Here is a 24925-nt window from a genome sequence, read left to right as displayed (position 1 = left end):
GCCCCGGGGCCGGGGCCGAACCGGGGCCAGGGCGTGGGCCAGGGCCCGATGGGGCCGCGGCCGACGGGTGCCGCGCCCCGGCCCGGCCCCGGTGGTTTTCGCCCTGGCCCGCCCGGACCCGCCGGACCGGTTGGTCCGAGTGGGCCGGTTGGCCCGCCGCCGGTGGGCCCTGGCCCCTATCCCGGCCAGCCGGCACCTGGCGGGCCGCGGCCGCTGCCGGCGACCGGACGGCCAGGGCCGATGGGCCCACCAACCCCGGTGTCCGGGTTCTCCCGGCCGGCGCCGCCATCCAGTCCGGTCAGCGGCAGCAGCGCCCGGCCGCACACCGGTCCGGCGCCCTGGACCGGCCCGGCCTCCGGTCCGGCGTCGGGCGCCAGTTCCCGCAGCACCCCCAGCCGGTCCAACCGCTCGACCCGGCGCGGTCAGCTCGGCGCCGGTCTGGTCGACGTGCCGCCGGTGCCCTACCGCGATCCGGCCGAGGCGATCATGGCCAACCCGGAGGTCGCGGAGCGCAGGCGGTTCTGCAGCCAGTGCGGCAGTCCGGTCGGCCGAGGCACCGACGGCCAGCCCGGCCGGACCGAAGGCGTCTGCGAGCGGTGCGGCACGCCGTTCTCGTTCACGCCCAAGCTCTCGCCCGGCGAGCTGGTCGGCGGCCAGTACGAGGTGCTCGGCTGCCTGGCCTACGGCGGTCTCGGCTGGATCTACCTGGCCAGGGACCGCAACGTGAACGACCGCTGGGTTGTCCTCAAAGGACTGCTCGACTCCGGTGACACCGCGGCCATGGAGGCCGCCGTGTCCGAGCGGCGCTTCCTCGCCGAGGTCGAGCACCCCAACATCGTCAAGATCTACAACTTCGTGCAGCACCCCGACCCGCGCGACGGCACGATGGTCGGCTACATCGTGATGGAGTACGTCGGCGGGCAGACGCTCAAGGAGCTGCGCTCCCGCCCCGGCCCGGACGGCAGACCGCAGCCGCTGCCGGTCGCCCAGGCCATCGCCTACGCGTTGGAGGTGCTGCCCGCCATGGGCTACCTCCACGGACTCGGCCTGCTGTACTGCGACTTCAAGCCGGACAACGTGATCCAGAGCGAGGAGCAGGTCAAGCTCATCGACCTGGGCGCGGTGCACCGGATCAACGACTGGGAGAGCGCGACCTACAAGACCGACGGCTACTGCGCGCCCGAGGTCGTCACCACCGGGCCCTCGGTCACCTCCGACCTGTACACGATCGCCCGGTCGCTGGCGGTGCTGACCTTCGACTTCGACTACAGCAAGGCCTACAAGACGCAGCTGCCCAACCCGACCCAGGTGCCCCTGCTGGCCAGGCACGACTCCTACTACCGGCTGCTGCTGCGGGCCACCGACCCGCAGCCGGCCAAGCGGTTCCGGTCCGCCCAGGAGATGGTCGACCAGCTGACCGGGGTGCTGCGCGAGGTGCTGGCCGTGGAGGACGGCCAGCCGCGGCCCGGTGTGTCCACTTTGTTCAGTCCGGAGCGGCACGCCTTCGGCACGGACACCGACACCTGGCCGGCCGCGCCCGCGCCGGCCGAGGTGGTGGCCGGGATGGCCGTGCCCCAGGTGGATCCCGCCGACCCGGCCGCCGGGTTCCTGGCCACCGCCGCCAGCACCGACCCGGCCGATTTGATCGGCATGCTGTCGGCGATCCCCACGCGCACCGTGGAGGTGCGGCTGCGGCTGGCCCGCACCCGCATCGAGCTGAACGACCTGCAGGGCGCCATCAACGACCTCAACGAACTCGCCAGGACCGAGCCGCCGGACTGGCGGGTGCACTGGTACTGGGGGCTGGTCGCGCTGGCCCGCAACCAGCCGAGGCACGCCAGGACGTCCTTCGACACCGTCTACAGCCTGCTGCCCGGCGAGGCCGCGCCCAAGCTCGCGCTGGCCGTCACCGAGGAGCACCTGGGCAACCGGCCCGCCGCGACCCGGTACTACGACCTGGTGTGGCGCACCGACCGGTCCGCGGTGAGCGCCGCGTTCGGGCTGGCCAGGGTGCGGCTGTCCCAGGGCGACCGAGCCGGTGCCGTGGCCGTGCTGGAGTCGGTGCCGGACAGTTCCAGCCAGTACCTGCCCGCGCAGCTGGCCGCGATCCGGGCGCTGACCCGGGACCGCGACCCGGCCGAACTCACCGAGGACGACCTGGTCAAGGCGGCCGACCGACTGGAGTCGCTGACCCTGGAGGCGGAACGGCGGACCCGGCTGGCGATCGAGGTGCTCAACGCCGCCCGCGCCTGGGTGCTGGCCGGCCGGCCCGGGGCGTCCCGGTCCGGGCCGCGCAAGGACGTGCTCGGCTGCGCGCTGACCGACCGCGACCTGTGCGGTGGTCTGGAGCGCGCGTACCGGACCCTGGCCCGACTGGCCGAGGACCCGGACCGCCGGACCGCGCTGGTCGACCGCGCGAACGCGGTTCGCCCACTCACCTGGGTGTAGGCATGGGCCCGCAGCGATCGCCTGATCCGGTGGCGGCCACTCCGTTAGAGTGTGCGGCCGTGACACGGGCCAGGCAGGGACGACGCGATCGGGTGAGCACACCGGCGGTGGGACACCGGTGACCTCACCGATGACCACGCCGACCGAGTCGGCCGCCGGGAAATCACCGCTCCAGCAACGCCGACCGCCGTTGGTCCGCCGGCTCTTATCCGGCGAGGTGCTCCGGCGGCAGTGGACGACGCCCGGGCGGATCCGCATCATGGCCGCGCTGGCCGTGCTGCTGACGGCCGTGCTGAGCTTCCTGCTCAGCAACAGTGCCGCGAGCGGGCGCCAGAACGTGACCGACATCGGCCACGTGGCCGCGCCGCGCGTGGCCACGAGTGCCGATCTGGCCTTCGCCCTCAGCGACATGGACACCCAGCTGGCCAACCTGCTGTTGGCCGGCAACAGCCCGGAGTTCGCCAGCAACTACCAGCAGGCGCGCGATCTCTACGACCAGCGGCGCCAGCAGGTCAACAGCGATCTGCAGCTGATCGCCGGGGTGAGCGGTTCCGACCCGTCCGCACTGGAGGCGGTTCGGTCCATTTTGGACCAGCTGGGCCGGTACCAGGCGTCCGCGTCGGCCGCGGCGCTGCTCAACTCGACCGAGGGCAACCCGGCCGGCGAGCCGTCCAAGACCGTGCTCGACCTCTACCAGCCGGCCACCGCCCTGATGAACGAGATCCTGGTGACCGTGCACAACCTGACCACGGCCGAGCACGAGGACCTCAAACGCGCGCACGCCGCCCACCACGCCGCGCTGCTCAGCGCCCGGATGTGGGTGGCGATCCTTGGCGGAGCACTGCTCGTCGTGCTGGTCGGCCTTCAGGTCTACCTGCGGGTGCGGTTCCGGCGGCTGCTCAACCCCGCGCTCGCCGTGGCCACCCTGGTCGCCGGCGCCACGCTGGTGGGCGGCTGGGTGATGCTGTCCGCCGAGGCCGAGCAGAGCACCACGGCCGAGCGGGAGTTCGACGCGATCATCGCGCTGTCCGAGGCCCGGGCGATCAGCCACGACGCCAACACCAACCAGAGCCGCTACCTGGTGGACCCAGCCAACGCCAACGCGTACGTGACCGCGTTCTACGAGCGGGCCCAGTCGGTGGCCAACTTCCCGGACGCCGACGAGTCGCGCTACAGCGACCTGGTGGCCCAGGCGGTCAAGGACTACCAGGACAACACGGGCGAGCTGGGCTTCGGCGGCTACCTCGGCGACACGCTCAAGGAGATCGGCGCGCGGGGTGAGCGGGACGCGGTGCGCCAGGTCCTCACCGCCTACCAGGCGTACCAGCAGGACCACGACGAGCTGCGGAACCTGGCCACCCGGGGTGACCGGCACAAGGCGATCGCGCTCAAGCTGGGCACGTCCTCGGGCCAGGCCACCTACGACTTCGGCCAGTACGACGCCGCCCTGCTGGCGGTGATCAACGCCAGGCAGGCCGCGTTCGACAGCGCCATCCGCGCCGGTGAGACCGGGCTGAACGGCTGGACGGACCTGATCCCCACCTCCGGGGTGGTGGTCGTCGCCGTGCTGGTGCTGATCGGCGTCCGCCCCCGGCTGGTCGAGTACCGCTGAGCCTTCCCCTGAGCTGGGCGTCGCCGAGCTGGCCGCCGCTGAGCTGATCACCACGGACACCGAGGACCGCTGACCGGGACGACCGGCGGCGGTCCTCGGCCGTTGAGACCTTGCCGACAACCGCGGCCCCAAAGTGGTATCGGGAATTCGTGTTTTCTACGCTTGGCTCGTGCGGCTCACCAAGGGCACGGACCTGGCGCTCCGCATCGCCATGCGGTTGGCGGTGCTGGGCGAGGACAGTGCGCCGACCACCCGCGAGGTGGCCGACGCCATCGCCGTTCCCTACAGCCACGCCGCCAAGATCGTCACCCGGCTGCAACACCTCGGTGTGATCGAGGCCAGGCGCGGTCGGGGCGGTGGTCTGGTGCTCACACCCGCCGGACGGACCAGCTCGCTGGGCTGGCTCGTGCGCGAGCTGGAGGGCGTCGGCGACGTGGTCGGCTGCGAGGACGACCCCCCGTGCCCGCTGCGCGGCGCCTGCCGGCTCCGCTCGGCCCTGCGCACGGCCCAGGCCGCCTTCTACTCCGCCCTTGACCCGATCACCGTCGAGGACCTGGTGGGCAGCCCCACCGGCCCGGTGTTGCTCGGTCTGCCGCCACTCCCCCGACAACCCCGATAACCACCAACCACTGACGCCACCGCAACCGACGTGCAGCACGTCGGGCGGTCGAACACGCCCAAAAACACGAATCTTGGATACCACTTTTGGAGGATTCAATGTTGTCCGAGAGAACCAGCGCCACGGTCCGCGCCACCCTTCCCGCGGTGGCGGCGAACCTCGACGAGATCTCCTCGGTCTTCTACACCAGGCTCTTCACCGCCCACCCCGACCTGCTGCGGAACCTGTTCAACCGGGGCAACCAGGCCAACGGCACCCAGCGGCAGGCGCTGGCCGGCTCCATCGCCGCGTTCGCCTCGGCCCTGGTCGCACAGCCGGCGACCACGCCGGACGCGCTGCTCAGCCGCATCGCGCACAAGCACGCGTCGCTGGGCATCACCCGGGACCAGTACCCGCTGGTCCACAACCACCTGTTCGCGGCCATCGCCGAGGTGCTCGGCGACGCGGTCACCGAGGAGGTGGCCGCCGCCTGGACCGAGGTGTACTGGGCGATGGCGGAGGCCCTCATCGCCGTGGAGAGCCGGCTCTACGCCGAGGCCGGCGCGCCCGACGGCGACTCGTGGCGTGAGTACCGGGTCGTCGACCGTTACGCCGAAACCGACGACGTGGTCACCTTTGTCGCCCAGCCCACCGACGGCCGGCCGGTGCCCGTGGCCCAGCCCGGCCAGTACGTCTCGGTGCAGGTCCACCTGGCCGACGGCGCGCGGCAGATCCGCCAGTACAGCCTGACCACCGCGCAGGGCGAGACCGTGCGGTTCGCGGTGAAGCGGGCGCTGGGCGAGCCGGCCGGCGAGGTCTCCAACCACCTGCACGACCACGTGGTCACCGGCGACCTGCTGCGGATCAGCGCGCCCTTCGGCGACGTCGTGCTCGACGAGGGCGACAACCCGGTGCTGCTGGTGTCGGCCGGCATCGGCTGCACCCCGATGATCAGCATGCTCGGCCACCTGGCCGCGACCGACTCGCCACGGCAGGTCATCGCCGTGCACGCCGACCGCAGCGAGCGCACCCACCCGCTGCGCGCGGACTTCGACCAGCTCATCGCCAAGCTGCCGAACGCGAGCGCGCACGTGTGGTACGAGGAGCCGACCGGGCCGTGGCCGGCGGAGCGCACCGGCCTGGTGGACCTGGGCACCGTGGCCGTCCCGGACGGCGTGACCGCCTACCTGTGCGGGCCGCTGCCGTTCATGCGCGCGGTCCACGCCCAGCTGCGCGACCTGGGCGTGCCCACGGCCGACATCCACTACGAGGTCTTCGGTTCGGACCTGTGGCTGGCGCGGCGGTGACCGCGGCCCGTCCCCTGCCGGCCAGCGGTCAGCCCGCTGGCCGGCGGCGCATGGTCAGCCCATCTCCTCCAGCTTCTTGCCCTTGGTCTCGCGGATGAACTTCGCGACGAAGCCGATCGAGAGCACGGCGAAGGCGGTGTAGCCGAGGTAGGTGGCGGACAGGTTCCACTCGGCCAGGCTGGGGAAGGTCACGGTGATCAGCCAGTTGGCGATCCACTGGGCCGCGGTGGCCACGGACATGGCCGCGGCACGCACCCTGCCGGGGAACATCTCACCCAGCATGACCCACACGACCACGCCCCAGGACAGGGCGAAGAACAGCACGAAGACGTGGGCGGCGAGCAGCGCGACCAGGCCCTGCGCGGCCGGGATGGTGACGTTGTCGCCGCTGCCCGAGGCGTAGCTGAACGCCCACGCCGCCGTGCCCAGCGCCACGGCCATGCCCACCGAGCCGACCAGCGCCAGCGGCTTGCGGCCGACCCGGTCCACCAGTGCCATGGCGATGACCGTGCCGATGATGTTGATCACCGAGGTGGACAGGCTGATCAGCAGCGAGCTGGACTGGTCGATGCCCACCGACTGCCACAGCGTCGACGAGTAGTAGAAGATCACGTTGATGCCGACCAGCTGCTGGAAGACGGACAGGCCGATGCCGACCCACACGATCGGCAGCAGGCCGAACCGGCCGCGCAGGTCGCTCAGCCTCGGCCGGTGGTCGGTGGCGATGGCCGCCTGGATCTCGGCGACCCTGGCGTCCAGGTCGATCCGCTCGCCCTCGACGTCGCGCAGCACCCGGCGCGCCTGGGCCAGCCGGCCCACGGCCACCAGGAACCGGGGCGACTCGGGGATCAGCGCGGCGAGCACGAAGTACACCACGGCCGGCACCACGGCCACGCCCAGCATCCACTGCCAGGCCGCCAGCCCGCCCAGCCGGTTGCCGGTCTGGCCGCCGGCCGCCTCGGCGATGGCGTAGTTGACCAGTTGCGACACCGCGATGCCCAGCACGATCGCGAGTTGCTGGAACGAGGCCAGCCGCCCCCGGTAGACGGGCGGGGCCACCTCGGCGATGTAGGTGGGCGCGATCACCGAGGCGATGCCGATGGCCACGCCGCCCACCACGCGCCAGGCGGCCAGCTCCCACAGGGAGAAGGGCAGCATCGACCCGATCGCGCTGATCGCGAAGAGCGCGGCGGCGATCTGCATCACCCGCAGCCGGCCCAGCCGGTCGGCCAACCTGCCGGCCAGGGCCGCGCCCACCGCGGAGCCGAGCAGCGCGGCGGCGACGACCAGCGCGGTCTCGCCGGCGCCCACCGCGAAGTGGTCCTGGATGCCGCTGACCGCCCCGTTGATCACGGCGCTGTCGTAGCCGAACAGAAAGCCGCCGAGGGCGCCGACCGCGGCGATGAAGACGACGTGCGCGAGGTGTTCCGGCGCCGCCGGTGCCGGGCGGCGCTGGCCGCTCAGCGTGGGAGTGGTGCTCATCTGGTGCTCCGTTTCGGACATCACGCGCCCTTCGAGCGGTCGTGACAGTCCGACGGTGGCGCGTTGTCTACCGGACGAAGCTACGTCCAGATGCTTGTCATTGCAAAAAATCTGGCGCACAGATTCATGGTCACAAAGTATGTGACAAGGAAGACATTTGACCTGCCTCACCCCGCCGCGGGGGTCGCGGCCGGGTGGGCCCAGCCCAGGGTAGGTCGCACGCCGTGCCCGTCACCGCCCGTTGCGGCACAGGCGGTGACGGGTTCCACAGCGCGAGGACCGCGCTGGTCAGGCGCCCTGGGCGAGGTCGCGGTGGTAGCCGGGCGCCGGGACGTCGCGGACCGGGACGCCACCGGTGTGGTTGCCGAAGGCGACCAGGCTGACCGGGCCGGGCCCGGCGCTGTTCGCCCCGGGCGCGAGCACGGCCAGGGCGAGCGTGTTGTCGCCGTGCTCCCGCAGCAGGCCGGCGGGCAGCACGAACTCCCGCTGCGGGCCGATGCCCGCGCCGTACTGGCCGAGGTTCCAGCCGTTGAGGAAGATCAGCACCCGGCTGTCACCCGTCGGGGGCGCGAAGCGCAGGCCGACGGACACGTCCTGACCGCGGGGCAGGTCCAGCCGGAAGCTGGTGCGGTACCAGGAGATGCCGGGGGTGAGCGCGGTGTGTTCCGGTGCGTCCACCGCCGGCCAGCCGGCGTCCGGGAAGCCTGGCAGGTGCCAGCCGGCCCGCTCGCCGTACCGGCCGCCGGTGTTCAGCGGCCCCCGCGCCGGGTCGGCCAGGTCCTCGCCACCCCGGGCACCCTGGATCTTCCACGCGATGGGCGCGGTCGAGCCGGCCACGGTGGCGCCGAACAGGCCACGCGGCTGCTTGAACCGGGTGTCCTCGGCGGTCCAGTCGTCGTTGTGGCCCATGTTCTCCACCAGCACCGCCAGCGTGGCCGTGCTCCCCTCGGCCAGCAGGCCCGGCGGGATGGCGAAGTCGCCCCGGCCAGGGTCCGGGTTGATCGGCGCCTCGGAGTCGGCCTGCACCCCACCGGCGGCCGAGCCCAGGTAGTGACCGTTCAGCCACACCAGGTAGACGCCGCGCTTGCCGGTGATCGCGTTCAGCGAGACCGCGGTCTCGGCACCGGTGGCGGTGAACCTGCCCCGGTACCAGACGCTGCCGTGGTGGAACCCGTAGTCGTCGCTGTACAGCACGGGCAGGGTCTTCGGCTTGATCGGGCTCACCGTGGTGGTGTGGTCGGCCGCGGTCCAGCCCGAGTCGTCGAAGCCGGGGTCCGCCTCCGGGGTCTCCGCCTGGTGGCGCCAGTCGGTGAGCGCGGGCAGCCGCACCGGGCGCGGGCCGGACAGCGTGCCCAGCAGCGTGCCGCTGGCGGTTCGGCGCACCCGGACCGCGTCGCCGCCGACCACCAGCCGGCGCGCCGGCGCGGGGGCGAACACCTCGACCTCACCGGCCTGGTCGGTCTCGGCGCGCAGCAGCACGGTGTCCCCGCTGACCCGGGCCGACCGCGCCAGTGCCGTGCCACGCACCAGCACCGGTCCGCTCGGCGTGTCCAGCCGCCAGAACCGGGCCGCGGTCTGGTCGGTGCCCAGCAGCAGGAGCAGCGGGGGTCGGCCGCCACCCGAGATCAGCACCCTGGCCAGCCCGCTGTGGGTGTAGTCCAGCCGCAGGTCGCCGGTTGCCGCGTCAAAGCCGGAGCGCACCTGGCCGGCCAGCACGGTGACCGAGGGCCGGGCCGCGTAGCGCAGCACGGTCGAGCCCTGCTCACCGTCCCGGCCGTAGAGCACGGCCACGTCCCGGCCGCCGATCGGCGCGTGCGTCAGGATCTCCGAGTTCGACCAGACCAGCCGCTGCCCGCCCAGGTCGTAGCCGGCCACCAGGATCTTGGCGTCCCGGCCCGCCACCCGGACCGGCACGGTGTACCGACCGTCCGGTGTGGACCAGTCCACTGTGGTCGCCACATCGCTGGAGTCGCCCCGGTCGGGGTGCCGCACCAGCAGGAACTGCGTGCGGGTGTCGGGGTTGGCGCGCGCCTCGGTGTGCACACCGGCCGCGGCGGGGACGGGCGCGGTGACCGGATCGGTCTTGGCCAGCGGCGCCACCGAGGTGACGAAGTAGCCCTGGCGCTTGAACTCGTCGTACTTCGGGGTGAGCTGGCGCTGCTCGGTGATGGCCGCGCCGTAGTCGTAGGAGGTGTAGACGTCGTTGGGCTGCGGCAGCCAGCCCCAGGAGGTGCCGCCGTAGGTCATGTAGTAGCCGTACATGGTCGCGCCGCTGGCGATGATGTTCGACTTGTAGAAGACCTTCATGTAGTCGGGGCCGGTGAGGTCGCGGCACCTGTCGTAGCCGGCGTTGTTCAGGTCGATCGCGCCGGCCTGGTACTCGGCCGCGTACACCGGGGCGTCCGCGCGCAGCCGCCTGGTCACGCCCTCGCCCCAACTGCCCCAGGTGTCCGGGTTGGGGCAGTCGAAGGACTGCGGGTAGTCGTCCACCCCGGGGATCTGCACCGCGCCCTGGCCGGAGGACCAGTTGGCCTGGTTCCCGCCACAGCAGTTGTTGTGCACGATCGGCACGTCGATGCCGTGCGCCCGCACCAGCTGCTGCAACTGTTCCATGTAGACGGGGTCGGTGTTGGCCCCGTACTCGTTCTCCACGTTGTAGGCGATGATCGAGCCGCCCCGGGTGAGCTGGTGGCGCGCCAGGATCGGGTCGACCTGGTTCAGCCACTCCCGGTAGGCGGCGGTGTAGCCGGGGTCGCTGGACCGGGCCCGGTCGGGAACCTGCTTGAGCCAGGCGGGAAAGCCGCCGCCACTGGTCTCCGCGTTGATGTAGGGCCCTGGCCGCGCCACCACGTACAGGCCGACCTCCTCGGCCATGCGCAGCAGCCGGTCGATGTCGCGCACCCCGGTGAAGTCGTACACACCCGGCTTGGGCGAGTGGTACCCCCAGTGGAAGTACAGCGAGACGCCGTTGAACCCGGCGGCCTTGATCTTCTCCAGGGCATCGCGCCACAGGTCCGGGCTGGGCAGCCGGAAGTAGTGGAACTCCCCGGCCCACAACAGCACCCGCTGGCCGTCGACGGTCAGCGAGTAGCGGTCGTAGCCGATCTGGTGCCGCGCGGCGCCGGTGGTGCCGGTGGCGGTGGTGCCGGTGGCGGTGGGCGCGGCGGTCGCGGCCACCGGCGCGGCCGTGCTCGTGGCGACGAGGGCGAGCAGCACCGCGAGCAGCCACGGCACTCGCGCGCGGATTCGGGTTCGGGGTGTCGCCGGCGTGGAACCTGGTCTGGTGCCTGTCATGAAGCGGACCTCCAGCGGTGAGCCTTGCGTCGTTGCCCGGTGGATCAGCTCGCCAGCACCACGCGCACCGCGCTGCCCTCGGCCTGGATCGCCAGGCCGCGCTCGCCCCGGGTGTGCGTGCCGCCCTCGACCGAGGCGGCCGACGCGGTGTTGACCAGCACCACCGCCCACTCGCGGGGTGCGTTGGCGACCGCCTCGACCTGGATCACGTCCCCCTGCCGGGACGTCACGAACGTCGCGCCGGCCCGGCCGTCCAGGGTGGGGATCACCGTGGTCGCGCTGGCGCCGTCGGCGAGTTCGTGCACGTGCAGGGTGACGCCCTCGGCGTAGTCGTAGTCGGGCCGGTCGGCCACGGCACCGACCGGGATGACCGCGCCCGGCCGCACCAGCAGCGGCACGGTCAGGAAGTCGCAGTGCTGCGTCACCCACCGCGGGCCGCTCACCTGCTCGCCGGTCTGGAAGTGCGTCCAGCGCCCCTCGGGCACGTAGTACGACACCGTCCCCTCGTCGCTGAACACCGGCGCGACCAGCAGGCTGTCCCCGAGCAGGTACTGCCGCTCCAGGTAGGCGCAGGCCGGGTCGTGCGGGAACTCCAGCGCCATCGCCCGCATCACCGGGATGCCCTCGGTGTGCGCCTGCCTGGCCGCCTCGAACAGGTAGGGCATCAGCCTGGCCTTGAGCTTGGCGAAGGCCCGCAGCACGGCGACGGACTCGTCGTCGAACAGCCAGGGCACCCGGTAGGAGGAACTGCCGTGCAGCCGGCTGTGCGAGGACAGCAGGCCAAAGGCGATCCAGCGCTTGAACAGCCCCGGCTCTGGTGCGCCCTCGAAGCCGCCGATGTCGTGGCTCCAGTAGCCGAACCCGCCCATGCCCAGCGACAGGCCACCCCGCAGGCTCTCGGCCATGGACTCGTAGGTGGACTCGCAGTCGCCGCCCCAGTGCACCGGGAACCGCTGGCCGCCCACGGTGGCCGAGCGGGCGAACACCACCGCCTCACCCGCGCCGCGCCGCCGCAGCAGCAGGTCGAACACGGTCTTGTTGTAGAGGTAGGTGTAGTAGTTGTGCATCCGCTCCGGGTCGGAGCCGTCGTGGTAGACCACGTCGGTGGGTACCCGCTCACCGAAGTCGGTCTTGAAGCAGTCCACCCCCTGGTCGAGCAGGGCCTCCAGTTTGCCCGCGTACCACTCGCGGGCCGCGGGATTGGTGAAGTCCACCAGTGCCATGCCCGGCTGCCACAGATCCCACTGCCACACGTCGCCGTTGGGCCGCCTGAGCAGGTAGCCGCCGGCCTTGCCCTCGGCGAACAACGGGGACCGCTGCCCGATGTAGGGGTTGATCCACACCGACACCCGCAGCCCGCGCGCCTTGAGCCGGTCGAGCATGCCGACCGGGTCCGGGAAGGTCCTCGGGTCCCACTCGAAGTCGCACCAGTTGTACTCGCGCATCCAGAAGCAGTCGAAGTGGAACACGCTCAGCGGCAGGTCGCGCTCGGCCATGCCGTCGATGAACTCCGAGACCGTCTTCTCGTCGTAGGAGGTGGTGAACGAGGTGGACAGCCACAGGCCGAACGACCACGCGGGCGGCAGCGCCGGCCGGCCGGTGAGCGCGGTGTACTTGCGCAGGATGTCCTTGGGCGTGGGCCCGTAGATGACGAAGTACTCCAGCGACTGGCCCGCCACGCTGAAGCCGACCCGGGAGACCACCTCGGAGGCCACCTCGAAGGACACCCGCCCCGGGTGGTTGACGAACACCCCGTAGCCGGCGTTGGTCAGGTAGAACGGCACGTTCTTGTAGGCCTGCTCGCTGCTGGTGCCGCCGTCGGCGTTCCAGATGTCGACGACCTGGCCGTTCTTCACCAGCGGGCCGAAGCGTTCGCCGAGCCCGTACACCACGTCCCCGACGCCGAGGCTCAGCTGCTCGCGCACGTGGTGCTGGCCGTCGGCGGTGGTCATGAAGCCCATGCCCTTGGTGCGGCTGGAGGTCAGGGTGCGCCCGTCCGCCACGAAGTCGACCCGCCACGGGCCGGCGCGGTTGACCCGCGCGGACAGGGCTCCTGCGGCGAACACGGCCGTGTCCTCGTCGTGCCACGCCTGCGCGGAGAAGTCCGCGGTGGACGAGTCCTGAGTGGACGCTTCCGCGGTGGACTTCGCCGCGGTGGCCCGGGTGTCGGCGGACCCGAGCGGCTCCGGGGTCAGCTCGAACCGGGGAGCACGGTCCACCTCCCCGGAGAAGTGGGTGATCGAAACCCCGATGACGTCCGGCATCGGCGAGGTGAAGCCCAGCGTGACCACCGGCCCCTTGAGCAGGTCGCCCCGGTGCCGGATGTGCTGCGTTGGCGCGTGCACCACCAGCGATCCGGGTTGGACGGTGAGGTCGTGCACCTCGGCGGGATAGGCGGCCCGCACCCCGGGCCGCATCAACCAGTAGCCGTCGCTGAACTTCATCGTGTCCGTGCCTTTCAGACGGTGAGACGACGCAAGGCGGTGAGACGGGTCGGCGGCGCGCGGCCGGTGCAGGGCAGGGCGGGGCAGGCAGGGCGGGGCGGTGCAGGCAGGGTCGGGCGGTGCAGCGCGGTGCGGTGCCCTACTTCACCGCGCCCACGGTGATCCCCCTGGTCAGCGTCCGCTGGAAGATCAGGAAGAAGGCGATGGCCGGGATGATCCCGAGCAGCGCGGACGCACTGCTCATGGTGGGGTCCATCAGGCGCTGGCCCTGCAACACGCCCAGTGCCACCGGCACCGTCTGGGTCTCGTTGGAGATCAGGAACACCAGGGGCAGGAAGAACTCGTTCCAGGTCCAGATGAAGAAGAAGACCACCAGCACGGCCAGGGTGGGCCGGCTCACCGGCACCACGACCCGCAGCAGCACCTGCCACTTGTTCGCGCCGTCGATGCGCGCGGCCTCCAGGAGTTCCCTCGGGAAGGTGCCGAGCACCGAGGACAGCAGGTACGTGCCGAAGGCCGCCTGGATCACCGTGAAGATGACGATCACGCCCAGCTGCGTGTCGTACAGGCCGAGCTGGGTCCACAGGTAGTACAGCGGGTACACCAGCGCTTCCTGCGGCAGGGTGTTCGCGATGAGGAACACCACCAGGATCCACAGTCGACCCCGGACCCGACCGATGCCCAGCGCGTAGGCGTTGAGCACCGAGACCACCACCGCGAGCACCGCGACCGAGGCGCTGATGACCACGCTGTTGAGCAGCTTCTCGCCGAAGTCGACCCGCTGCCAGAAGTCGATGATGCCGTCCAGGTACAGCCCCTGGGGCGGGCTGAGCGGCCCACCGGTGGCGTACTCCTCCGGCGTCTTCACCGCGTTGAACGCGACGACCACGAACGGGATGAGCATCACCACGGCCAGCACGACCAGGGAGAGCAGCACCGCGTACGACGACCAGCCGAGCCGGCGCCGCGCGCGGCGAGCAGGTGCCGGGGACATGCTCACCTCCGGGTTGATTCGCCTCGGTCCTGCGCGCGCAGGAAAACCGCTGTCAGCACCAGGATGATCACCATGAGCACGGTGGCGATCGCCGCGCCGTAGCCGACCTGGGTCTTCTCGAAGAAGTTCTGGAACGAGAAGTACGAGGGCACGTTCGTCGACCCGCCGGGGCCGCCCCTGGTGAGCACGTAGATCGGGCCGAACACCTTCAGCGCGGCGATCGTGCAGGTCAGCAGCACCACGTACACCTCGGCCCGGATCTGCGGAATGCTGATGTGCCAGAACCGCCGCCACCAGGAGGCGCCGTCCAGTTCGGCGGCCTCGTACAGGGCCGGGTCAACCCGTTGCAGGCCGGCCATGAAGATCACCACGGGATAGCCGACCTGCACCCAGACCAGCACGCCCATCACGCTCCACAGCGCCAGGTCCGGATCGCCCAGCCAGTCCTGGGCGAGCGCGCCGAGACCGACGGCGTCGAGGAACTCGTTGAGCGCGCCGTTGTCCGGGGCCAGGATCCAGCCCCACACGATGCCGGCCACCGCGATCGGCAGCACCTGCGGCAGGTAGATGCAGGCGCGCAGCACACTCGCCGCGCGCGGCCCGAACCGCTTGCCGACGAAGTCGTACAGCGCCGCCGCGATCACCAGCCCGGCCAGGGTGGGCAGCAGGGCCATGGCCACGATCAGGTTGACGTTGTGGCGGAACGAGGCCCAGAACGTGCCGTCCGCGAACAGCCGGCGGTAGTTGTCCAGCCCCGTCCACTGTGGATCACCCACCCCGCTCCACCGGGTCAGGCTGATGCCGACGTTCATGAACAGCGGCACCACGATGACGGCGAGCAGCAACACCGCGCCGGGGATCAGGAACCACAGGTAGGAGGCGCGGTCGTCGGACCGGCGTCTGGCCCTGGTGGTCCTGGTGGCCCGACCGGGGCGCGCCGAGAGCACCGGAGGTGTCATAACCGAGCCTTTCACCCCGCGGACCGGGGAGTCTGCTGTGGACGGACCGGGGCGGCGGTCACGGCGCGCCACCCCGGCCCGGGTGCGGGGGCGGACACCGTCACCTGCCGACGTTGGCCAGGTTCTCCTGGTAGGGCCCGGCGAACTCGTCCAGCACCTCGTTCGGCCCGGCACTGCCGTTGATCAGCTTCTGGGTGCCGGACACCAGCACGTCGTAGAAGCCCGGCGCCGGCCAGTCCGGGTAGAACGCCAGACCGTCGCCCTGGGACAGCGCGGTGAAGTTGTCGATCAGCTGCGCGGCCTTGGGGTTGCTGATCGGCCCGAGGTCGGCCACCACCGGCACGCCGCCCGTCTCCGCGAGCTTGCTCTGGATGCCCTTCTCCAGGGTGATCGCGATGAAGTCGTAGGCGAGCTGCTTCTTGGTGGAGTTCTGCGGGATCACCCAGTGGTTGCCGCTGGAGCCGGCGCTCAGCGCGTTGCCCGGCCAGAGGAAGGTGTCCCACTGGAAGTTCTTGATCTCGTCGGAGAAGCGGCCGTACCACCAGCTGCCGGACACCATGATCGGGTACTTGCCGGCGATGAACGAGGCGCCCATGTCCTCCGCCTTGACGCTGGCCGAGGTCTGGCTGAGGTAGCCCTTGGCGACCCAGTCGGCGAAGGTGGTGGCGGCGTAGGTCCAGGCGGGGTCGTGGAAGTCGACCTGACCGGTGTAGCGCTGGTAGCGGTCCACCCAGGCGCGGTCGGCCTTGCTCAACGCGAGCTGGTAGAGGATCTGGTGGGCCGGGTACTCGGCGCCGCCGACGGCCAGCGGGGTGATGCCGGCGCTGACGAACTTGTCCATCGCCGAGGTGAACTCGTCCAGCGTGGTGGGCACGGCGATGCCGTGCTCGGCGAACATGTCCTTGTTGTAGTAGACCATCTCGTACTCGGCGTAGTTCGGGACGCCGTACCACTTGCCGGATCCCATGACGCCGCGCTCGTCGTAGCGGGCCGTGGTCTGCAACCCCGGGGTGAGCAGCTTGTCCCAGCCGCGCTTGGCGACCTCCTCGCTCATGTCGGTGAGCACGCCCTGCTTGGCCAGCAGGCCGGTGGTCGCGTTGCCCTTGTTGTACTCCAGGATGTCCGGCGCCTCCCTGGAGTTGAGCACCATCGCCGCGGTTTTCTGGATCTGCTCGAACCCCTTCTCCTCGACCTGGACCTTGACCCCGGGGTGGCTCGCCTCGAACTGCTTGATGGCCTCGTTCCAGGCCACGCCCATGGCGCTGTTCGGCGCCTCGAAGTGCCAGAGCCGCAGGGTGTTGGGGTCCGAGTCGGCGCCGGAACCGCCGCCGCATCCGGTCAGTGCCATCGCGGCGGCCGCGAGTGCCGCGAACACCGCGCGCTGTCCTCGCTTGAACATCGTTGTTCCTCCACGGGTTGCGGGGCTTGCCTGGTGGCGAGGTCGGCAATGCCTGGTCGGGGACCTACCCCCGCCCCGGCGGGCAGGTCGGGTTCGGCATCCGCCAATCAGTCCCCTCCGCTGCCCCGGATAACGCAGAAAACCGGCTGTCAATCGTGGTCGAAACGCTTCGAAAAGAAGCTAGGACCCGGAGCGAAACGAGTCAATGGGGCACCGGAGTTGTTTTGGAACCGATGCGCTCGCGCTCGGCGGCGCTTTGTCGAATCGCGATGACGGAATTCGACACGTCATTCGACGCACAATTCGACACGCTCGGCCGGGGCGATCCTCGACGGCGGGGAGCGGGCCGGAGCGGACCGGGCGGCGGTCACCCGAGCGGACGCGCGCCCCGCGCTGGGCGGCAGGGCGGCACGCTGGTCAGGAGGTGGTGGCCGCGAGCTGGCGAGTGGCCGCTGTCGGCCGGACGAGCCGAGACAGGTGGGGCTGGGCGACAGCGAGCACCGCGACGACCGGATCGTCGCGGTGGCCGGTGGGGTGTGGTGGCCGGTGGGGCGCCGCGCGGATCGGCGGCGCCCGCGCGGTCAGTGCTCCTGCGGGCCGGGGCCGGGACGCTCCTGCTGCTCGGCCAGGAACCGCTCGAACTCAGCGCCCAGTTCGTCAGCGCTGGGCAGCGGCTCGTTCGGGTCCAGCAGCAGGCTCTCCTTGCCCGACGCCTCGGTGAACATGTCGTACTGCCGCTCCAGCGCCCGGACCACCTGGGCGACCTCGTCGGACTCGACGACCTGGCGTTCGATCTCGGCGTCGGCGCGCCGCGCGCTCTCCCGCAGCGCGTCGGTCGGCAGCACCAGACCGGTCGCGTCGGTGATCGCCTTCAGCAGGGTCAGCGCGGCCGCGGGGTAGGTGGACTGGGCGAGGTAGTGCGGGACGTGCACGGCAAAGCCCATGGCGTCGTGACCGGCCTCGGCCAGCCGCAGCTCCAGCAGGCCGGCGATGTTGCCGGGCACCTGCACCCGGTTGAAGAACTTCGGGTGGTCCGCGACCAGTTCCTCCCGGCTCGCGTGGGCGACCAGACCCAGCGGACGGGTGTGCGGCACGCCCATGGGAATGCCGTGCATCCCCACGCTGAGCCGCACGCCCCACCGCTCGACCAGGCTGCGCACGGCAGCGGCGAAGGCTTCCCACCTCCGGTCCGGCTCGGGGCCGGTGAGCAGCAGGAACGGCGTGCCGGAGGAGTCGTGCAGCAGGTGGACGACCAGTTCGGGGGCCTGGTAGTCCTCCCAGTGGTCGGTGGCGAAGGTCATCACCGGCCGGCGCGAGCGGTAGTCGATCAGGTCGTCCACGTCGAACCGGGCGATGACGCGGTGTTCGTGGCTCTTCAGCAGGTGCTCGGCGAGCACCTGACCGGCCGAGCCCGCGTCCATGAAGCCGTCGAAGTAGTGCAGCAGGACCGCCCCGGTCAGATCCGGCACGTCCGAATCCACCTCGTACAGGTTCTCTGGATCCAGCGCCACCATGACCTCCAAACGGGTATCGCTCGTCCTCTTGGCAGTGCCAACGCGGTTCGGTCGCGGTTTCATTCCGCGTCCGGCGTTGGTCATCAGGACGCTAGCGCACCGCTGCCCCGCGTCGAGCACGGATGGCTGGGCCAACCGGCTCAATGCCCGATCGGCCGGGCACGCGGGCACGTCCTGGCCCTGCCGTCGCACCCGACGGGTGTGCCGGTGCGGTCCCACCAGTGTCCCAGGCGGACGCCCGGCAGTGTGCCGCATCAACAAAACCTCGTGCCAGCGCGGAAAACCCGCGGTGTGGCCGGATGCCCCGGGCTGTCCGCCGGCTCCCCGGAACCGGAAAAGGCACCCAACGCAACGAGATCGTCGCGCTCAGCGAGCGATTCCCGGGCGCGCCGACCGGTTGACCGCCGTGCGCGAGCAGGGCGTCACGCGGGGGCGCCGGTCCGCAACGCCTGCCAGTCCTCTTCGGACAATGGGCCCGGACCAACCGGACAAAAGCGCCACCCCTCGGTTCGGTCGGGTGCGCGGCGACCGGCCGAGGGCGGTGCGTTCGGGCGCCCGCGGCGGCGGCGCACCGGGTCGTTCGAGAACCCGCCAGGACTTGGGATATCCACCAACTTCCAGGGCCGCTGGCGCAGCACCCGTTGGTTACGATCGGCCCATGTCCCGTCTTCTGCGAGTGCTCGCCCTGCCGGTGCGGCTGTGGCGATGCGTTGAGGACGTGATCGTGCGGCTGGAGCTGGAAGGTCGCGTGGCCGACCCAGAAGCCGACGCGCGATTCCAACGCCGGCTGATCGCGCTCTGGCTCGGCGCGGCCGGATTCGTGATCCTGGCCCTGGCACTGACAATCCGGTAGTGCCTACTGGCAGTGGCAGCGGCAGCCGCACTGGAGGCAGAACTCGTTGCCGTTGCACAGGCACGGGTGGTCGTCCGAGGGTGGGCGGCGGAGCAGCCACCGCCCGAACAAGCTGATCAGCATCGGGTCCTCCTCCGCCAGTCCAGCCGGTCTCATGGTCCGCCCAGCCCGGACAGGCGGACAAGCGGCCAGTCGGAGCACCAGGTGGGAGGCGGAAGCGGTGACACGGCCCCGGCGCCTCCCCTGCCGCCGGGACCGTGCCGCGGTGAAGCCCTGTTACTCCCCCTCCTTCACCGCGTTCCCCCGCACCGGGGGCCAGGTGCCACTCTGCGTGGCGACGATGGCCGACACCACATCGCATGATGTGTTTGCCCCGGTTCTTCCCGTCACCCGTCGGCACCCACGCCCGCTCGCTCCCGCGACAGCGGGCGAGCAGCGCGCCGAATCCGGGTGAGCGCATGCCCCGGAACAGCGGCCTAGAAGAAGCTGGCGAGCATCAGCACCATGCCCGCCCCGCAGCAGCAGATCCCCCACCGGACCAGCCGGTACTTGGCGATGACGATCTGGCTGGTGGCGCGGAACTGGCGCACGGCCGCGGCCGTGGGATCATCCGCGGTGTTCCGCAGCCCCTGGCTCAGCGCTGCCTCGTCGGCCAGGTCCAGGGTGTGGCCGAAGTAGTTGACCCGCCGGTGGTCACCCCGGTCCCGGAACCTCGGGTACACCGCGAACAGCAGCAGCAGCACGGCGAGCGCGGCCATCGACATGCCGGCCCAGCGGGCGAGTTGGGCCGGCCCGGCCAGGTGGAGGCCCATCCCCTGCTCGGTCAGCGCACCACCGAGCGCCACACTGGTCGCCGCCCCCAGCACACCGAGCGTGGTGAACGCCTTCTGGTCGGCCCGGCCGATCTCCGCCTGGTTGTCCGCGAGCATCCGCTCGACGAGGGCGGTGCCCTCGGCAGCGGAACGGTCCTCGGTGTTGTTGTCGTCGCTGGTGTTGTCCCGGCTCCGGCGGGTCGAACCGATCAGATTTATCCGCATCGGGCGATGCACCTCCACGGTCCGCGTGCCACGATTCGTTGCGAACAGCATCGCCGGATCCGGCCGGTGCCACGATGTCGCTCAGCACAGGCCTTCCGTGTCGTTGTACACACTCCGCGCGATCGACCGCAGCACCTCCGGCCGGCGGATCACGTACTTCCTGCGCAGGGTCACCAGCACATCCCGCTCACGCAGGTCGCGCAGGAACCGGGCGGCGGCCTCCCGGGACGCGCCGACCGAGCTGGCCAGTTCGCGCTGGGACAGCGGGATGCCGATGGTGGTGCCGGACGGGCCGGCCACCCCGTGCCGCTCGGCCAGGTCCAGCAGCTGCGCGGCCAGCCGCTGGTGCACGCTGTGCGCGCCGTACCGGACCCGGTGCAGGTCCGAGCCGCGCAGCCGGTGCGCGAGGTCCTTGGCGAGCGCGACCGCGATGCTCGGGCGCTGGTGCAGCAGGTCCACGAACCGCTCGGCCGTGATCAGCCAGGCGCTGGTCGACTGCAGGGTGTGCACGGACGCGGAGCGCGGGTCGCCGGTCACGGCCGCGAGTTCACCCAGCAGCTCACCGGGACCGCACAGGGCCAGCATGGTCTCGTACCCGCTGGCCGTGGTGACCGAGACCTTCACCAACCCGGTGAGCAGGATGATCACGTGTGAGCTGAGGTCGCCCTGGTGCAGCAGGGTGGTGTTCGCCGGAAAGGACCGCACCGCACCGGCGGCCAGCAGGACCGCCCGGTCCGCCGGATCGAGCCGGGCGACAAAGGAGTCGACCATGGGCAGGTTCTCGGTGAAGTCCATTCCCATTCCCCGACCGTAGACCGCGAGTCGACTTTGCAAACCGCGCGAGTTGACAATTCAGGCAGGGCCATTCGGGTGATCAGAACAATTCGAGGACACGGATGGCGACAGCGGGTGGGCGAATCCAGGCCGGGGCGCACCCGCCGCCGCGCGGCTGACCCGAACGCGGAACGGACCGCGCGTTGCCGTCAGCGGCGGGCGGCGGACCGGGTGGTGGCCAACCCGAAGGTGATCGACGCGTTGGTCAGCGCCAGGCTCAGCACCGGGCGGCGGCCGGCGAGGTGGCCCAGTGGACCCGCCTCGGCGAACGTCCACTGTGCACGGAGCAGCCGCGGCCGCCCCACCACCAGGTTGTGCGCCACGGTGTCCGTGCCGTCCAGGCGTTGCGCGGTGGCGAACGGGACGGCCGGCCAGCCGGGCAGCAGCCGAGGCCCCAACCTGGCCCGGACCGAGGCGATCACCTGCTGGTCCACTGTGGACTCGACGGTGATCTCGCGCCCGGTCGCGGTGCGGCTGAAGTCGGCCAGCTCCTTGGGAATCCCCCACAACTCCCGACCACCGGCCCTGGACTGCCGGCTGTCCACCCAGATGTGCGCGATGGTGCCGCGCGGCCGGGTGCCGGAGCGGACCAGGACACAGCTGAGCACCTCGTCGTAGTGCAGCACCCCGCCGGGCCGGTAGTGCACGAACGCGGCGGCGACCAGGGCGGCGCCGCCGACCACGACCGGCCGGGTGCGCTCGGGCACCCGCTCGGCCAGCACCGGCGGCAGTTCTCGCACCGGCACCCGGAACACCGACGCCACCAGGGTGCCGCCCAGCTGCCACGGCTGGGGCGGGTAGCACACGCCCGAGGGGCTGGTCAGCCAGCCGGATCGCTCGTTCTGCCGCACCACGTGTCCTCCGCACTCGTCCGGTCGGCCGCGGGGCCCGTTGGCGGGCGCCGGCACGCCGGCCGCTCCAGTGAACGCCACGCGGACCACGTCCGCCACGGACCGCGCTAGTTGACGTACCAGAGGACCCGCACGGTGTCGACCGCGACGTCGCGCAGTTCCGCGCACACCTCGTGGGCCGCCACCAGCCCGGTCAGCCGGCACACCCGCTCGTCACCGGAGGACAGGCTCGGTCGGGGCGCGAACCCCCGCGCCGCGAGGTGGGCGCGCACCAGCTCGTGGGCGCGGTCGCCGGTGGCGTCCAGCTCCCGGGCGCAGTTGCCCGAGCCACACCACCCGGTGCCCTCGGCGACCCGCAGCCCCGGCGGTCCTGGCAGCACGCCCTCGTCACCTGGCGGCGCCTCCAGCTGGGCGAACAGCACGAACCCGGTGGCGACGAGCCCGGCGAGCACCATCGCCGCGAGCCGTCCCAGCCCGGCCAGCCGGCGCCGCTCCACCAGCACGCCGATCGCGCACAGCACGGCCGCGAACACCGGGAGCAGCCAGTACACCTCGACGGCCGAGGGCACCCACCGGCCCGACCACCCCAGCCCACGCGGCAGCACGAACCAGGCGAGCAGCGCCAGCAGGGCCAGCCCGACCGCCAGCCCGGTCCGCGGGGAACGCGCCAGGCCCCAGCACCAGACCACGATGGGCAGCACGCCGAACAGGCCGACGGGCGGCGCACCCCAGGGGAACGCGCCCAGCGCCACCCCGGCCACCACCAGGGCCACCCGCCACCAGCGCTCCACCACGTGCTCCACGCGGCTCATTGTGGTCGACCGGTCGACCCGCGGCCGACGCCGCTACCCGGCGGCCAGGTCGACGGTGGCCAGCGGCGTGAACCGGCCGGTGCTGAACAACGGCCAGCACCGGTGGCGCTGGATCTTGCCGCTCGGCGTCCTGGGCAGGCTGTTGCGTTCCAGGAACACGCACTCGTCCAGCGCGACCGCGCCCCTGGCCATGACCAGGCCGGCGGCCCGTTCGGCGAGCGCGCGGTAGTCGGCCGGGCCCCGGCGCAGCTCGACGAACAGGGTCAGCCGCAGTCCGCCGCCGTCGTAGTGGCCGACCAGGGCGGAACAACCGCGGCGCACCCCGTCCAGGCCGTCCACGGCGCTCTCGATCTCGCGGGCGTGCACCTTGCGGCCGGCCACCGAGAGCACGTCGTCCACCCGGCCCACCGGGTACAGGTGGCCGTCGCGGACAAAGCCGAGATCCCCGGTCAGCAGGGTGCCGTCGCGGAAGTGCTCGCGGGTGCGCCGTTCGTCACCCAGGTAGCCCTCGGCCAGGCTGGCGGACCGCACCTGGATCTCCCTCGGCGCGTCCGCGCTCATCCCCACCAGTTCGACCCCCCTGCCCGGCAGGCCGGCGCTGACCACCCGGGTCGCCGCCGGGTCGTCCGGCGCCACCTCGACCAGTTCCCCGTCGGCGAGCGCCACCGCGTCCAGCACCAGGTGGCGCGGTGCCTGCGCGGCCGGGGTCGCGGTCACCGCCAGGGTCGCCTCGGCCAGCCCGTAGGCCGGCGTGAACGCCTCCGCGCGCAGCCCGTGCGGGCCGAACGCGTCCACGGCCAGCCGCAGGGTGTCCCAGTCGACGCGCTCCGCGCCGAGGACGCACACCCTGGTGCGCAGTCCCCTGCCCAGGCGGGCGGACCGGCCAGCGCGGGCGCTCAGGTGCAGCGCGGTGTTGGTGCCCGCGGTCACGGTCGCGCCGAACTCGGCCAGGTCCCCGAACCAGGTCCTCGGCGAGAAGGTGAACCGCTCCGGTGTGGACAGCCACAGCTCGAAGTCGTGGGCCCACGGGGTGAGCAGGCAGCCGAACATGCCCATGTCGTGGGACAGGGGCAGCCACGAGGCGGTGACCTCGCCGCCCGGTCGCCCTTCCAGCACGCTCATCACCAGGTCGAGCTGGGCGGCGATCGCCCTCGGCGTCAGCGCGCACCCCTTGGGGGCGCTGGTGCTGCCCGAGGAGTACTGGACGAAGGCCAGCTCGTCGTCGCCTGGCGGCGACGGATCCACCCTCCCACTGTCCACAAAGGATTCCCAGCTGCGGACCGGCACGTGTTCTCCCAGGCTAGCCGGGAGCACGTCGAGCGTGCGCTGGTCGGTCAGGAAGAGGGTGGGCCCCAGCTGGGCGCAGATCCCGGTGAGCTGCCCGGCGTACTCGTCGCGGGCCAGGCCGCGCGCCGGAGCCGGCAGCGAGGCGAGCGCGCCACCGGCCAGCCAGACCGCGAGCACCCCGCGCACCGCGTGCGGGGTGTTGGTGAGCACGGCGGCGACACGGGTGCCGGACCGGACCCCGGCGCGGCGCAGGCCGGCGGTCATGGCCTGCGCGTCGCGGACCACCTGTCGCCACGGCGCGGAGTCGAAGCGGTCGCCGACCCAGCAGTGCAGTGCGGACCGGGCGGTGGCGGCCCGGTCGGTCAGCGCCTCCCACAGACCCGACGCACTGGCCGCGCCCGACAGCGGTGCTCCCAAAACCCCGTCTCCCTGCCCCTGGTCACCGGTTCGCCTGGTCGCCCGTGTCGAGGCCCCGGCCGCCGCGGTGGCCGCGCCCTGACCAGTCGGTCCCCCGCGGCGAACCCGTGTTCAGCGCGGCGCGCTGGCGAGCGCCTCGTTGCCCAGCCCGGCCAGGTCACCCAGCGTCCGCACGCCCGCGGCACGCGCCGGGTCGACCTCGATCCCGTGTTCCTCCTCAAGGGTGAACACGATCGTGGCGAGCTGGAGGCTGGACAGCCCCAGTTCGTCAATGCTGGTCTTCTTGTCCATGTTCGATTTTCTGGGCGACTTTCCGCGCATCTCGGCCCGGACCAGATCCGCGATTTCGTCGACCGTGATCATGCGACGCCACCTTTCGGTTTCGGCGATTGGGAAAATTCGCAGGAAGAACGTGCCCCGGATCCGACTGCACGATCAGGTCAGACGTTTCCCCATTCCTGGAGCCACTTCACCTCGCCCGAGTCCGCAGCCGAATCGGAGGCCGGGTGCCGCAACACTCGGCCGACGACGACAATACGCAACCGGGCCCCGACGACGAAAGCCGGTGGCGGCCGGTGCGGACAGCCGAGCAGGATTTGGACCAGGGTTGGGCACAAGCGCCCGGACCGGGCCCCGGTCGATTTTGTGCGCATCGCCAGAACAGCCCTGGTCGCCGGGATTTCCCCGCTCACGCGGGAGCAGTGGAAAACGGCGGTCGGACAGCTGGCGACGCGGGCCGGCGAACACCAGACAAAACCTGGCGGGCACTCGGTGATTCGGCCC

The 24925-nt window shown here is 71.6% G+C and carries 18 protein-coding genes; 5 read left to right on the top strand and 13 right to left on the bottom strand.

Going from position 1 to position 24925, the window contains the following annotated elements; genetic code table 11:
* The first annotated feature begins 240 nt into the window (after positions 1–240).
* The 4 genes from LX83_RS04195 to LX83_RS04180 all read left to right on the top strand — a co-directional run bounded on the left by LX83_RS04195 (position 241) and on the right by LX83_RS04180 (position 5965).
* Entirely contained in the window at positions 241–2448 is a 2208-nt protein-coding gene (locus LX83_RS04195) for a serine/threonine-protein kinase (protein WP_253767225.1), read from the top strand.
* 130 nt (positions 2449–2578) lie between these two features.
* The gene (locus LX83_RS04190; RefSeq protein WP_253767223.1) at positions 2579–4060 is read left to right on the top strand and encodes a hypothetical protein; all 1482 of its coding nucleotides are present in this window, start codon (positions 2579–2581) and stop codon (positions 4058–4060) included.
* Between the two features lie 169 nt (positions 4061–4229).
* Positions 4230–4679 carry an RrF2 family transcriptional regulator gene (locus LX83_RS04185; RefSeq protein WP_253767221.1) on the top strand — a complete coding sequence of 150 codons (450 nt, stop codon included), beginning with the start codon at positions 4230–4232 and terminating at the stop codon, positions 4677–4679.
* A 98-nt stretch (positions 4680–4777) separates the two neighbouring features.
* The gene (locus LX83_RS04180; RefSeq protein ID WP_253767219.1) at positions 4778–5965 is read left to right on the top strand and encodes a globin domain-containing protein; all 1188 of its coding nucleotides are present in this window, start codon (positions 4778–4780) and stop codon (positions 5963–5965) included.
* 54 nt (positions 5966–6019) lie between these two features.
* Here the strand turns inward: LX83_RS04180 and LX83_RS04175 are convergent, their stop codons facing one another.
* From LX83_RS04175 to LX83_RS04145, 7 genes are all read right to left on the bottom strand, one after another.
* Entirely contained in the window at positions 6020–7447 is a 1428-nt protein-coding gene (locus LX83_RS04175) for a sugar porter family MFS transporter (protein ID WP_253767218.1), read from the bottom strand.
* Between the two features lie 288 nt (positions 7448–7735).
* A complete protein-coding gene (locus LX83_RS04170) occupies positions 7736–10681 on the bottom strand; it encodes a beta-galactosidase (RefSeq protein ID WP_253767216.1) in 2946 nt (981 codons plus the stop codon).
* Between the two features lie 104 nt (positions 10682–10785).
* The gene (yicI, locus tag LX83_RS04165) at positions 10786–13185 is read right to left on the bottom strand and encodes an alpha-xylosidase (protein WP_253767214.1); all 2400 of its coding nucleotides are present in this window, start codon (positions 13183–13185) and stop codon (positions 10786–10788) included.
* A 139-nt stretch (positions 13186–13324) separates the two neighbouring features.
* Positions 13325–14179: a carbohydrate ABC transporter permease gene (locus tag LX83_RS04160; RefSeq protein WP_253767212.1), complete on the bottom strand. Its 855-nt coding sequence runs from the start codon at positions 14177–14179 to the stop codon at positions 13325–13327.
* A gap of 2 nt (positions 14180–14181) precedes the next feature.
* Positions 14182–15138, bottom strand: coding sequence for a carbohydrate ABC transporter permease (locus LX83_RS04155; RefSeq protein ID WP_253767211.1), 957 nt, complete (start codon positions 15136–15138; stop codon positions 14182–14184).
* Between the two features lie 100 nt (positions 15139–15238).
* Positions 15239–16537, bottom strand: a complete 1299-nt coding sequence (locus tag LX83_RS04150) for an ABC transporter substrate-binding protein (RefSeq protein ID WP_253767209.1) — start codon at positions 16535–16537, stop codon at positions 15239–15241.
* Positions 16538–17118: 581 nt separating this feature from the next.
* Positions 17119–18048, bottom strand: coding sequence for a proteasome assembly chaperone family protein (locus LX83_RS04145; RefSeq protein WP_253767207.1), 930 nt, complete (start codon positions 18046–18048; stop codon positions 17119–17121).
* 661 nt (positions 18049–18709) lie between these two features.
* Between LX83_RS04145 and LX83_RS04140 the strand changes: the two genes are divergently transcribed.
* Complete coding sequence (locus LX83_RS04140; protein ID WP_253767205.1) at positions 18710–18904, top strand: hypothetical protein; 195 nt, start codon at positions 18710–18712, stop codon at positions 18902–18904.
* A 476-nt stretch (positions 18905–19380) separates the two neighbouring features.
* On the opposite strand, the gene LX83_RS04135 is transcribed toward LX83_RS04140, so the two are convergent.
* The 6 genes from LX83_RS04135 to LX83_RS04110 form a co-directional block, all read right to left on the bottom strand.
* The gene (locus tag LX83_RS04135; RefSeq protein WP_253767203.1) at positions 19381–19941 is read right to left on the bottom strand and encodes a Pycsar system effector family protein; all 561 of its coding nucleotides are present in this window, start codon (positions 19939–19941) and stop codon (positions 19381–19383) included.
* 81 nt (positions 19942–20022) lie between these two features.
* Entirely contained in the window at positions 20023–20742 is a 720-nt protein-coding gene (locus LX83_RS04130; RefSeq protein WP_253767201.1) for a Crp/Fnr family transcriptional regulator, read from the bottom strand.
* 182 nt (positions 20743–20924) lie between these two features.
* Positions 20925–21707, bottom strand: a complete 783-nt coding sequence (locus LX83_RS04125; RefSeq protein ID WP_253767199.1) for an acetoacetate decarboxylase family protein — start codon at positions 21705–21707, stop codon at positions 20925–20927.
* A gap of 26 nt (positions 21708–21733) precedes the next feature.
* A complete protein-coding gene (locus LX83_RS04120) occupies positions 21734–22438 on the bottom strand; it encodes a hypothetical protein (RefSeq protein WP_407649473.1) in 705 nt (234 codons plus the stop codon).
* A 33-nt stretch (positions 22439–22471) separates the two neighbouring features.
* Positions 22472–24142, bottom strand: a complete 1671-nt coding sequence (locus LX83_RS04115) for an AMP-binding protein (RefSeq protein ID WP_253767195.1) — start codon at positions 24140–24142, stop codon at positions 22472–22474.
* Positions 24143–24253: 111 nt separating this feature from the next.
* Positions 24254–24505: an acyl carrier protein gene (locus tag LX83_RS04110; protein ID WP_253767193.1), complete on the bottom strand. Its 252-nt coding sequence runs from the start codon at positions 24503–24505 to the stop codon at positions 24254–24256.
* Positions 24506–24925 lie beyond the last annotated feature (420 nt).

Source organism: Goodfellowiella coeruleoviolacea (assembly GCF_024171785.1).
Classification (GTDB): Bacteria; Actinomycetota; Actinomycetes; order Mycobacteriales; family Pseudonocardiaceae; genus Goodfellowiella; species Goodfellowiella coeruleoviolacea.
Note: the sequence above shows the minus strand (reverse complement) of the source record. Positions and strands in the feature narration are given on the sequence as shown.